This window comes from Staphylococcus sp. GDY8P120P (assembly GCF_017892065.1).
Classification (GTDB): Bacteria; Bacillota; Bacilli; order Staphylococcales; family Staphylococcaceae; genus Staphylococcus; species Staphylococcus nepalensis.
On sequence record NZ_JAESKI010000013.1, the window covers coordinates 19,628 to 31,643 of the forward strand.

Consider the following 12,016-nt stretch of genomic DNA (forward strand, 5'->3'; position numbering starts at 1 on the left):
TTAAAAATGAATTAAATTAAGTATAATTTTCACTTATCGTTTTAAATTATCAATTAGAATTATTTGTTCATTATTTATACACACATTTTAACGTTTTTACTGCTATAATAAATTAGAATAATTATTAAAAAGTAATTATTACAATAGTATTCACATCTATTGAGAGGAGATATAGATATAAAATGAAACAAAAATTAACAGGGCTGTTTGGAGCGCCCGTAACAGATAGAGAAAACAGCATGACAGCAGGCCCAAGAGGTCCTTTATTAATGCAAGATATTTATTTTCTTGAACAAATGGCTCATTTCGATAGAGAGGTCATACCTGAACGCCGCATGCATGCGAAAGGGTCAGGCGCATTCGGAACATTTACAGTAACAAATGATATTACAAAGTATACTTGCGCAAGTATCTTTGCTGAAGTTGGTAAACAAACTGAAATGTTCGCCAGATTTTCAACTGTAGCTGGAGAACGTGGTGCAGGTGATGCAGAACGTGATATCAGAGGATTTGCTTTAAAATTCTATACAGACGAAGGCAATTGGGATTTAGTTGGTAATAATACACCAGTATTTTTCTTCCGAGATCCTAAATTATTCCCTAGCTTAAATCACGTTGTAAAACGTAATCCAAAAACAAATATGAAAGATCCACAAGCACAATGGGATTTCTGGACTTTATTACCAGAAGCATTGCACCAAATTACAATCTTAATGACAGATCGTGGTATCCCTAAAGGCTTTAGAAATATGCATGGTTTTGGTTCTCATACATATTCTATGTACAACGATAAAGGCGAACGTTTTTGGGTTAAGTTCCATCATAGAACACAACAAGGTATAGAGAACTATTCTGCAGAAGAAGCCGAACAAGTGATGGCTAAAGATAGAGATTCTTCTCAAAGAGATTTATTTAATAATATTGAACAAGCCAATTTCCCTAAATGGAAAATGTACATCCAAGTGATGACAGAAGAACAAGCCCGTAACCATAAAGACAATCCTTTTGATTTAACTAAAGTTTGGTATAAAGATGAATATCCATTAATTGAAGTTGGTGAATTCGAATTAAATCGAAATCCTGAAAACTATTTCCAAGATGTTGAACAAGCTGCATTCGCACCAACAAATATCGTCCCAGGTTTAGATTTCTCACCAGACAAAATGTTACAAGGCCGACTATTTTCATATGGAGATACTCAGAGATACCGTTTAGGTGTTAACCATTGGCAAATTCCAGTTAATCAACCTAAAGGCGTCGGTATAGAAAACATATGTCCATTTAGTAGAGATGGTCAAATGCGTATCTTAGATAATAATCAGGGCGCTAGTACACATTATTATCCAAATAGTAATGGTGCATTTGAAGATCAACCACAATACAAAAAACCAGCTTTAGATATCCAAGGACAAGCATATGAATATGACTTCCGTGAAGATGATGATAATTATTTTGAACAACCTGGTAAATTATTCCGTCTATTGTCATCTGAAGAACAACAAACATTATTTAAAAATACTGCGAATGAAATGAGTCCCGATACCGACGCATTGAAACACCGTCATATTAGACATTGCTATAAAGCCGATCCAGCATATGGTCAAGGTGTAGCCGAAGCTATGGGCATTGATATTAATGAAGTGGACTTAGATGTCGCGGACTAATATAAAAGGAAAAGGTGATTATATGATATTAGATAACGTAAACCCAGAAGATTTATTTCCAACTGAGAAAAAAGGACCTGCCATTTTAGGGAAAATGGAATACCCTATCAACGGTATTGTAAAAACATATAATGCTGCTTATATTGCAACAAATGAACGTCTTATCTTAAATGTAGATATGGATGGCCAATTTTATTATAGAAATATCCGTTATGATGAAATAGAAAATGTTCAATTAGATGATGATACGCTAACAATGCGTTTTAGTATTGGTACTTTTCCTATTAAAAATTTAAATAAGCTTGATGCAGAAAAATTTATAAACTATATTAATGCATCGTCATAACGGATATACCTTTTGTATGCGCAAACGGACACTACGCAGTTAAGTAAACAATATATAAAATGGTTAGTGCGGCTTGTTTCCGTCTGTATTAATATCATCATATAGATTTTATAATATACTGGCGATGCCCAGATGACGAATATGACCGAAAAATTATAATTTAGAAATACACCCCCGGTCAAACATATTTATCCAAAACCAAAAGATTTTCAAAATAAAAATAGCCCTTCATTCAAAAATGAAAGGCTATTTTATTTTAACATTTGTATTTTTCTTGAATATGAATGGCATATAAATTCTATTATTGCCATAATGTAAAAGTACGTGCTCACGTATCATAATTTATTTTAAGTTGCTTTTATATTCATTCACTTTATCAGTCATATCTGCTTGGTCTGGTTCAAAATACCAAACGCCATCCGATTCTATTAAATTTTCACCATCAATAGACATTTTATCCATCGATTGCACCGCCTCTTTATAACCTGAATATAACGATTTCAGGTCTGCCACATTAAGGTTTGTTTTCACATTTTTTTCACTCACCTTAAGTATTTTATTTAGTTTAAATATGCTTGAAGATTCACGAGCAGATTGAGCTAATGCGTCAATTACTTGTCGTTGTCTTGCTGTGCGGCCTTCATCGCCACCAGCACCTTCTTCTTTACGACTTCTTACATAATTTAACGCTGAATCACCACTTAAATTCTCTTTTTTGCCTTCTTTAAAACTCGAGCCATTATAATTAAAAGTGGCATTACTCGTGACATTCACTCCATCAAAGATATCAATCATTTTTTTAAATCCATCCATATCGACAGTGACATAACTATCTATTGGTACATCAAGATTTTGTCTAATTGTGTCCATGGCTACTTTAGGACCTCCATAAGCGTATGCATGTGCAATTTTCTCATTACCTTCCACGCCTGGGATATCACTACTCATGTCTCTAGGTATAGAAATCAATTTTGTTTCTTTCTTTTCAGGATTGATAGATGCGATGAGTAGTGTATCTGTACGCTGACCCATATTGTCTGCTTCACGCTCTACATCTGAATCAACGCCGAATATCGCGATAGAAATTGGCTTCTTTGCTTTTATTTTCTCTTGGGTTGCTTTCGATTCTTTTCCAGTATTCTGTGGGTCATGTATAGATTGGTTTAAATGGATCAATTTATAAGTAAAATATCCTAAAACGATTAATACAAGGACCAGTATGATAATTAATACCTTACCTTTTCTTGTTAGTTTCATATTGTCCCCCCCTTTCCTCTGCTAGTTTCAAACTCATTATCATTATTGTGATTATAATTAAACTGCCTAATGTGTCTGAAAAATAATGTGCATTAACATAAATTCTCGACCCCATCATCGTTACGATTAATACAATGCCAATACTTTTAAACCAGTTATTTTTCGTAATAAAAATAATTAAGCTGACTAATAAGCTCACGCTTAGTACATGCATACTCGGAAAACTATAACCATCAAATTGCAAAGAGGGTCTTGACCGTCCAACTGTATACTTCAATATTGTTCCAATAAAAAAAACGGAAAAGCTCCAAAAACCATATAGCATAAATTGCTTTTTATTTATAAAAAAGCGGAAAGCCAGAATAATTAACACAAATAATAAACAATTGAACGGAGAAAAAATATGAGCTATAACGTTCAGTGTTTGTGCAATTGAATCATTCGATAAATATTGTTTTAAAAAGTGATGCACGTAAACATCTATATTGAACATAAATCCGTTTGCTATTGATAATATAAGCAGAATAAGTCCCGAATATAATAATATTGAGACATATATTTTATTCATTTGTAACGCTCCTCTTTTTTAATTTCTCTAATAACGGCTAACATGCTACCTAAAGCGATACTAACGCTCAACATAGACGACCCTCCATAGCTTAATAATGGTAAGGTGATACCCGTTAGCGGTATTAATCCTGAAACGCCACCCATATTAATAAATATTTGCATAAATAGATAACTAACCACACCGATACATATCAGTTTATAAAAGTGATTATTCGTTCTATTAGCGTATATAAAACCTTTAAATATAATGTAACCATACATACATAATATGAGTAGTACGCCAACAAGACCTAATTCTTCAGAAATAACTGTAAAAATAAAATCTGTATGCGGCTCTGGTAAGTAACCTAATTTTAGAATTCCATTACCTAATCCACGTCCAAAAATACCGCCATTGCTAATAGATACAAGTGCATTGGTCAGTTGATACCCATCACCATTTTCATATTTGAATGGGTCTAAAACTACTTTGATGCGTTTCATTCTATATAAATTTTTAGAATCAAAAACCAATGTATAAAATATGTATATGAGTGTTGGTATAGATGTAACAGCTAATATTTGAATTTTGATTTTATTTTTTATATCAGAATACATTAATATCGAAGCGATAATTGCAACACTTAGTAACGTGCCGCCTAAATCACCTTGCATGAGTACAAGTACTAAACCGACACCTAGAATACCTAGTGGGGGAACTAAGTTTTTAATTTTATAATCTCGTTTGTTTGTTAACCGTTTATCCAAAATAAATGCAAGATAAAAAATAGCTACTAATTTCAAAAATTCTGAAGACTGAACACTAAATAATCCTAAGTTAATCCAATTCCTTGAGCCATTCACATCTTTACCAATTAAAAGCGTTAGGAAAAGTAATACGATTGTACTTAGAACTAAAAACTTTTGGGTGTTTGCTTTTTTTAATGCGTTAATATTAAAATACAGACTGATAAACAGCATTAAAATAAATCCCACAATAGCAAAAATATATTGTCTTTTCATAAAAAAGTTAGCCTCTATCGATGCTCCACCAGTCAAAGACCCCTTTGAAGCCGAAACCATACTTGCACTATAAACCATGATGACACCAATAATACTTAAAATTATAAAACAACATAAAATGCCTAAGTCCAAATATTTAAAACGCGCTTTAAATCTCTTTATTATTTTTAACATTAACTTAACCCTTTCTTAAAATTACATTTACAATTCTGACATGTTTTAGCCTATATGACAATATTTTTTAGGTTTACCTAAATCTAAAAAGTTAATGTTTTAAATTCAAATTACATATATAACCATTGCTGATTGTCTGTTAAAAAATATACATAGACTTATTACCTTATGTTTTTACTAATATTTAAAAAATACATTATTGTGAGACATCGAACCAAGCATCCTAAAATTAATGAAATCCTTTGAATATTAAGTAAATAAAATTTTTTGAATATACAATAAATGTTAAAATGTTTTAAATTTAACCAGTTATGAGCGCTTCGTCGTTTCACAAAAAGTTATATTGTGAGTGGATTTAACATTGAAGGTTGTTATATAGAAAAGTTAATTCACTCAGCTACTTAATTAAATATAGAAAAACGGATGATTTTACGTAAACAAAGTAAAAATCATCCGTTTTATAGAGTGACTGAGCCATAATTATAACTTAGTCACAAGTATGGTATATATAGGGTATAGTTAATACAAAAAGGTTATCAATTGTTATGCTAGCGACACTTACCCGCGAACTTTAACGCTCATATTCTTTCTCCCTGGTCATTAAACTTCTGAGGGAGGATGAAATTCATTTTAGAAAAATATGAATGCTGTCATGCTTTCTCATTGACTTAATTTGACAGTTTTTTCTTCAGAATATTGACGGGTCGCCCTTCTAACAAATCATCACCGATATATTGGTATCGGCATTGCATGTAAAGTGTTCGTGCTTTAGTATTATCGGTATTCACCGTTAAGTATATCTCGTTGATGTCTGGGTAATTTTGCATAACATATTGTGGTAATGCTTGTATAACTTGTTTTCCATACCCCATGCCACGGTATTTATAATCTATACTAAACGATCTAAAAAAAATCGCCTTAGGATTTTCCGTATATGGCGCTACGCCCTTGCCTCCATGCAAGGTAAAGAAACCAATACATTGCTTTTCAACGTTATATACTAATGTTGGATGACGTTCTTTATCGTGCATAGCTAGTTCAATATTTTCCAAAGGCGTTTTTGTGAATTTTCGGTCGTCTTTCGTTATATTCAAGTTTGCTACATCATCATGTAACGACGAATCATAGGCCGTCAAGATAACCTCAGAGCTTAAGTCTTTTTGTTTTGAAAATGCAATCCATGTTATTACAGCAGGCGCAATCTGCTCAGACTCGTTTTTATCAAACCATTTTAATGCAGTTATTTCTTGCGCTGGTTTAATCGATGACCATTCAATATCTAGCGTAGTAGAAAAACAATTCAGCTCTGTTTTAGTATCTTTTTGAGGGTAAGCATCTCCTATAACTGTACCTAAATAGCGAAATGTGTACGCCGGGATATCTAATTGTAACTCCTCGTTTATTTCCCTTTTCAAAGCTTGTACCATTGATTCACCTGGATCTATTTTGCCACCTGGAAAATAGTACTTCTTCCGATGTCTTGCTTGTACTAATAACAACTTATCGTTTGACTCAACTACTAAACATACACATTTTATCATCGTTAACATCTCCCTAGACAAGCATCTCACTAAAATGCAAACTATTTTTTTCTTTCAGCGCTTATGTTACCATAACCCGTTATTCAAGCAAACGTCTGTGTGTCGCTCATTAATGTTTTTCACTACAGACTTCTCTACGATTAATGTTATAATAAATCAATCTATTTTATAAACGGAGGACTTCACAAATGGCTAAAAAATCAAAACTTAACCGCATATCTAATACAATCAATTTTGCAGGTATTGCTGTAGAAGGCTTTAACTGGTATGCATATCAATCCAAAAATAAAAAATTACTTTATGTTAGCATGGCTATTACAAGTGTTGGTGCGCTACTAGATTTTTATACTGCCTTAAAATCACCTAAGAAGTTCGTTAAAATCTTTTCAACATTTACACTTGCAAGCACGTTGTTATCAACTGCAAAACGTATTAAGTCATTACGTCATGAACCATAAATTATAAAACGCCAATAAATAAGACGATGGATACTATAGCGCACTTGTTACATTTATAAAGCAAACAATTTTAATATGATGTATCTATCTGTAATAAAAAGCAAAAACCTTCACTATTTTCATTTTATTTAATGAAAACAGTGAAGGTTTTATTATTTATTACATTTGTTCAATGTATCTCAATTCATTAATGAATATATTTATATGAACTTACTTGAGACGCAGGTATTGTTCTATATGTAACAACACCTGGCGCAGCGCTATAATTCATTTCAGAAACAGTAATACTGCCATTTGAGTTTACAGATTCTACAAATGCTACATGACCATAATACCCCATATCACTCTGTAAGATTGACCCCACAGTCGCCCGGTGATCTACAGTATAACCATCTCCTGGTGCAGCATTATCCCAGTTATTAGCATTCCACCAATATGTACTAATACCTTTACCAATTTGAGCACGTTTATTAAATACGTGCCACGTGCATTGTCCCCAATCGTACAAGTTAGAATGATTAAATACTGGTGTTTGATACCCAGTTGAACCCGTAGATGTACCTGAACTAGCTGTACCAGATATTTTCAATTTCTGACCTGGATAAATGTTAAAATTTGTAAGACCATTCAAACTCATAATTTTTTGATATGTTGTTCCATATCTTGCTGCAATGACTGATAATGAGTCACCTGATTTCACCGTATAAGTTATCGTACGTCCGTTCGTGCTACCTGAAGTATTTGAACCGCTTGTGGCAGCCGAACCAGATACTTTTAATTTTTGGCCAGGATAGATAGTGTGATTTGACAATCCATTTAAACGCATAATATCCTGATACGTTGTTCCGTACTTAGCAGCAATAGATGATAATGAATCTCCTGACTTCACGGTATATGTCGAACTGCTTGAACCACTAGTTGAAGTATTAGAGCTTGTTGACCCTGAAACTTTCAATGTTTGATTTGGAAAAATCACATTAGACGTCAAATGATTTAAAGACTTCAACTTTGCTACTGAAATATTATATTTATTTGCTATTGACCAAAGTGAATCTCCACTTTTAACTTTATACGTTGTAGCAGCATCTGCACTGGTAGCGTTAAAAGCCGCTAACGCACCTGTCCCAATTGCAGTCGCTATTATTTTTTTTCGCACTTATGTATACCTCCCAATATAAATCCGATACATTTTATGTCTATGACTCTTACTATTATACAATTCAATTTAATCATTTTGTATATAATTTGTATGACATTATTATTACAAAACAAAACTTTTGTTATTTTGTTGAAATATATAGGAGGCGATACATAAATTTCATTCTAACGTCTGTATATTAATATCAGTTATATTAAAAAATCGCTGCAAAAATTGCTTATAATTCTGCCGTGTGACACGTAACTTTTCTTTTTTTCCATATTTTGTAATCGTAAGATGGTCATTGGACATTGTCACTCTACCATATGGTTTAGCTTTGCTAATAATAAGTTTTTGTAAAAATATTGATTCCTCATTATATTGATTGAACGCAATGCCTTTTGCAAAATCATCCAATACTTTGGGATTATCTTTAAATTGATACTGTATTTGCCAATCCTTTTGGACTTCTTTTTTCATTTCAAATGTTTGAAAATCTTTTTTACTTACTTTAAATTTACCATTCACATCTTCCACTATTGTATCTGGGGATGAAACAGGGATTGCTGCTTTTGGTACATCAGCATAGCCAACATCCACTAAATATTTTTTCTGATTTAAAATCACAATCAATGCCATATGTGAACCTTCCATAGCCCAACTCGAGCCGTTTTTAATTGTCGCAGACACTATATATACTTCAAAACCTTTAGCTTTTAAATATTGATAAAATAACCTGTTTTGTTCGTAACAAAAACCACCTCTGTGTTCATCAACAATTTTTTCTATCATGGATTTATTATCTAACGCGATAGGCTGTCTATTTTGAACATTTATATTCTCAAAAGGTACATTGAGCACATAACTACCAATATAATGATTTAAAGTTTCCAAATTAATATCACTGTACGATTGATGATCGATGCTCAGGTAATTTTCTAATACTTTAAAATCCGTCATACGAACCCTCCAAAATCCTATTATGCTTACTTCCATTCAAAATAAGGTTGCACATCAAACCACTCGATAAATTTCAAACTATATTGTTAAAAATATGATTAAAAAACGTACGAGCCCTATTTTTTACAATCTATAAGCCTTTATGACTGTTTCATTCATACACGCTTAAATCAATGTACACTTTTCATTAATATATTTGCTATCAACTCATATAATAAACGGTCACGCACACGATAAACAACTTTTTAATATTGACATCAACTACATAAATAGATATTGTATATGTCTATACAGTTATACAAAAATTCAGTAAAATTAATAAAAGTACCATGTTATATATTTGGTTCAATAATATGTTTTTTACATATATCATCAAACATGATATTTTATAGCTTAATTTTTCAGATTATTCACAATATATAGATATTTGATTTTTGGAGGAGATTATTTGAGTAAAGAAAAATCGCATAATGAACAACCAAAAGATTTGCGAATCCGAAGCAAAGTAATTAGCGAAGGAATAAGTCGTACGCCAAATCGCGCATATTTAAGAGCACTTGGTTTTGAAGATGAAGACTTTGAAAAACCAATGATTGGCGTCGCTAGTACTTGGAGCGAAGTTACACCTTGTAATATGCATATTGATGGTCTTGCACGTGCATCTAAACGTGGTATAAGTGAAGCAGGTGCTTCGCCATTAATTTTTAACACCATTACAGTTTCAGATGGGATTTCTATGGGTACTGATGGCATGCGCTTTTCACTCCCCAGTCGTGAAATCATCGCAGATTCAATTGAATCTGTAGTCAGTGCTGAAAATTTAGATGGCGTAGTAGCAATTGGTGGCTGTGATAAAAATATGCCAGGTTGTATGATTGGTATCGCCCGCCTTAATCTGCCAGCTGTTTTTGTATATGGTGGTACCATATTACCCGGAAAATTAGATGGGAAAGATTTGGATGCTGTATCCGCATTTGAGGGCGTGGGTCAATACAACAATGGAGAAATAGATAAAGAAGCATTACATAAAGTAGAATGTGCAGCATGTCCTGGAGCTGGATCGTGCGGAGGCATGTTTACAGCCAATACGATGTCTTCTGCTATAGAAGCGATGGGCATGAGTTTACCTGGAAGCGCGTCACATCCAGCTGTATCTACAAATAAATCTAAAGATAGCCGTGCAGCAGGGAAAGCTGTTTATCATTTATTAGAACAAGGCATTTATCCTAAAGATATCATGACTAAAGAAGCATTTGAAAATGCTATCACTGTAGTCATGGCGCTTGGTGGCTCTACAAATGCCATTTTACATTTATTAGCTATCGCCCATACAATCGACGTAGATTTGACACTTGATGATTTTGAAAAAATCCGTAAACGCGTACCGCACATCGCTGATTTAAGACCGAGCGGTAAGTACGTTATGGCACACCTTGATGAAGTCGGTGGTGTGCCAGGCGTTATGAAGTTACTACACGAAAATGGTTTAATCCATGGTGATTGTTTAACTGTAACAGGTAAAACAGTGGCTGAAAATTTAGAACAGCAACCAAGTCTTTCTGACAATAAAGAAATCATTGATTTTGATCAACCGAAACATCCTACTGGACCACTTGTAATTTTGAAAGGAAATTTAGCACCTGAAGGCGCAGTAGCTAAGATTTCAGGTTTAAGTGTCACATATATTAAAGGGCCTGCTAAAGTGTTTGATTCTGAAACACAAGCAACTAAAGCAATATTGAGAGATGATATCAAACCTGGGGATGTGGTAGTCATTCGCTATGCTGGACCAAAAGGCGCGCCAGGCATGCCGGAAATGTTATCAGCTTCTTCCATTTTAGTAGGTAAAGGATTAGGAGAATCTGTAGCATTATTAACTGATGGGCGTTTTTCAGGGGGTTCACATGGCCTTGTAGTAGGCCATGCGGCACCAGAGTCTCAAGTTGGTGGACCTATGGCACTACTTGAAGAAAATGACATCATAACAATTGACGCTGAAAATTTAGAAATTAGTTTTGACGTGCCTGATGAAGAGCTAGAACGTCGTAGCAAGGCATGGCAAGCGCCTGCATTAAAAGAAACACGCGGTACATTAGCAAAATATGCTAAACTCGTATCATCTGCTTCTAAAGGGGCGATTACAGATTAATTGATCAATATTTTAAGCATTATCATCAAATTTATATATGATGGTAATGCTTTTTGTATTTCTTTAATAACTATAATATTTTTTATATACTCATTTGCCTTTATCTGTATAAAAGCGAATTTTAAATTTTGAAACATTTTATTTCAAAGTAACTTATATAATTTCTCTTTCTTAAGTTCTTCATTTTCATTTTAAAAACATTATTGAATCTTACTTTAAAACCAATATAACTTGTTAAATAATATGGTACTCAAATATAAAGCTATCTAGAACACTTTTGAATTCTCTATTGTTTTATTTTTTTATTAATTGTCATTTCAGAATAATTTTTTGCTATTCAGGGATTTTCAAACAAAATTTTGCACAATTCTTTTATAGTGAAGTTAACAAATAAAAGCGAGGTGAGATACATGAGCTTTATCATTGATATCATCAAAAAAATCGTTGGTTTATTCACAGGCAAATAATTTCTAATCTCTCTAAAGGGTCTGATACGCCATGTATCAGATTCTTTTTTGATTCCATTGATAAATAGATTTATAGCATTTTTCTAGTAATTACCTTTAAAAACACTACTTATAAAACGCATATAATCCACTTGCTCCTAGTAGTAATGTTGCGTGAATTTAGTTTTTTGTTCTGCTTTTCTAAATCTTAATATTCTAACAAGACAAGCCATGTTACTCAAAAATTAGATATCTATCTTGTATCTAGTTTCATAAAATTAGAAAGTATGTTTTGAGTTGTTCAATCTTAC

General features: G+C 32.9%; 10 protein-coding genes. 4 read left to right on the plus strand and 6 right to left on the minus strand.

The genetic code is table 11. The features are described from left to right. Positions 1-182: 182 nt before the first annotated feature. Positions 183-1,664 carry a catalase gene (locus tag KA900_RS09240; protein WP_210139473.1) on the plus strand — a complete coding sequence of 494 codons (1,482 nt, stop codon included), beginning with the start codon at positions 183-185 and terminating at the stop codon, positions 1,662-1,664. A gap of 22 nt (positions 1,665-1,686) precedes the next feature. Further along, positions 1,687-2,010, plus strand: coding sequence for a PH domain-containing protein (locus KA900_RS09245; protein WP_096811244.1), 324 nt, complete (start codon positions 1,687-1,689; stop codon positions 2,008-2,010). A gap of 342 nt (positions 2,011-2,352) precedes the next feature. Here KA900_RS09245 and KA900_RS09250 read toward each other — a convergent pair whose 3' ends face one another. The 4 genes from KA900_RS09250 to KA900_RS09265 form a co-directional block, all read right to left on the minus strand. Beyond that, the gene (locus tag KA900_RS09250; RefSeq protein ID WP_103373198.1) at positions 2,353-3,267 is read right to left on the minus strand and encodes an LCP family protein; all 915 of its coding nucleotides are present in this window, start codon (positions 3,265-3,267) and stop codon (positions 2,353-2,355) included. Then, positions 3,245-3,835: a phosphatase PAP2 family protein gene (locus KA900_RS09255; RefSeq protein WP_103373199.1), complete on the minus strand. Its 591-nt coding sequence runs from the start codon at positions 3,833-3,835 to the stop codon at positions 3,245-3,247. The genes KA900_RS09250 and KA900_RS09255 overlap by 23 nt, the downstream gene beginning before the upstream one ends. Next, a complete protein-coding gene (locus tag KA900_RS09260) occupies positions 3,832-5,013 on the minus strand; it encodes an FtsW/RodA/SpoVE family cell cycle protein (protein WP_103373200.1) in 1,182 nt (393 codons plus the stop codon). Before KA900_RS09260 ends, KA900_RS09255 begins: the two co-directional genes overlap by 4 nt. 668 nt (positions 5,014-5,681) lie before the next feature. Then, positions 5,682-6,554, minus strand: a complete 873-nt coding sequence (locus tag KA900_RS09265) for a GNAT family N-acetyltransferase (protein WP_119487917.1) — start codon at positions 6,552-6,554, stop codon at positions 5,682-5,684. A gap of 188 nt (positions 6,555-6,742) precedes the next feature. Between KA900_RS09265 and KA900_RS09270 the strand changes: the two genes are divergently transcribed. Continuing rightward, entirely contained in the window at positions 6,743-7,012 is a 270-nt protein-coding gene (locus KA900_RS09270) for a hypothetical protein (protein WP_115342432.1), read from the plus strand. 187 nt (positions 7,013-7,199) lie between these two features. Here the strand turns inward: KA900_RS09270 and KA900_RS09275 are convergent, their stop codons facing one another. Next, positions 7,200-8,168 (minus strand): LysM peptidoglycan-binding domain-containing protein, encoded by a 969-nt coding sequence (locus KA900_RS09275; RefSeq protein WP_096823954.1) that lies wholly within the window; start codon positions 8,166-8,168, stop codon positions 7,200-7,202. A 162-nt stretch (positions 8,169-8,330) separates the two neighbouring features. Continuing rightward, on the minus strand, positions 8,331-9,110 hold the full coding sequence (locus KA900_RS09280; protein WP_210139474.1) for an arylamine N-acetyltransferase family protein: 780 nt from the start codon (positions 9,108-9,110) through the stop codon (positions 8,331-8,333). Between the two features lie 448 nt (positions 9,111-9,558). Between KA900_RS09280 and ilvD the strand changes: the two genes are divergently transcribed. Continuing rightward, on the plus strand, positions 9,559-11,259 hold the full coding sequence (ilvD, locus tag KA900_RS09285; protein WP_103373204.1) for a dihydroxy-acid dehydratase: 1,701 nt from the start codon (positions 9,559-9,561) through the stop codon (positions 11,257-11,259). The last annotated feature ends 757 nt before the right edge of the window (positions 11,260-12,016 follow it).

What these genes read in the sequence shown, in the direction of transcription:
- KA900_RS09240 (WP_210139473.1), top strand. Translation starts at nt 183, where the DNA reads ATGAAACAAAAATTAACAGGGCTGTTTGGAGCGCCCGTAACAGATAGA.
- KA900_RS09245 (WP_096811244.1), top strand. Translation starts at nt 1,687, where the DNA reads ATGATATTAGATAACGTAAACCCAGAAGATTTATTTCCAACTGAGAAA.
- KA900_RS09250 (WP_103373198.1), bottom strand. Translation starts at nt 3,267, where the DNA reads ATGAAACTAACAAGAAAAGGTAAGGTATTAATTATCATACTGGTCCTT.
- KA900_RS09255 (WP_103373199.1), bottom strand. Translation starts at nt 3,835, where the DNA reads ATGAATAAAATATATGTCTCAATATTATTATATTCGGGACTTATTCTG.
- KA900_RS09260 (WP_103373200.1), bottom strand. Translation starts at nt 5,013, where the DNA reads ATGTTAAAAATAATAAAGAGATTTAAAGCGCGTTTTAAATATTTGGAC.
- KA900_RS09265 (WP_119487917.1), bottom strand. Translation starts at nt 6,554, where the DNA reads ATGATAAAATGTGTATGTTTAGTAGTTGAGTCAAACGATAAGTTGTTA.
- KA900_RS09270 (WP_115342432.1), top strand. Translation starts at nt 6,743, where the DNA reads ATGGCTAAAAAATCAAAACTTAACCGCATATCTAATACAATCAATTTT.
- KA900_RS09280 (WP_210139474.1), bottom strand. Translation starts at nt 9,110, where the DNA reads ATGACGGATTTTAAAGTATTAGAAAATTACCTGAGCATCGATCATCAA.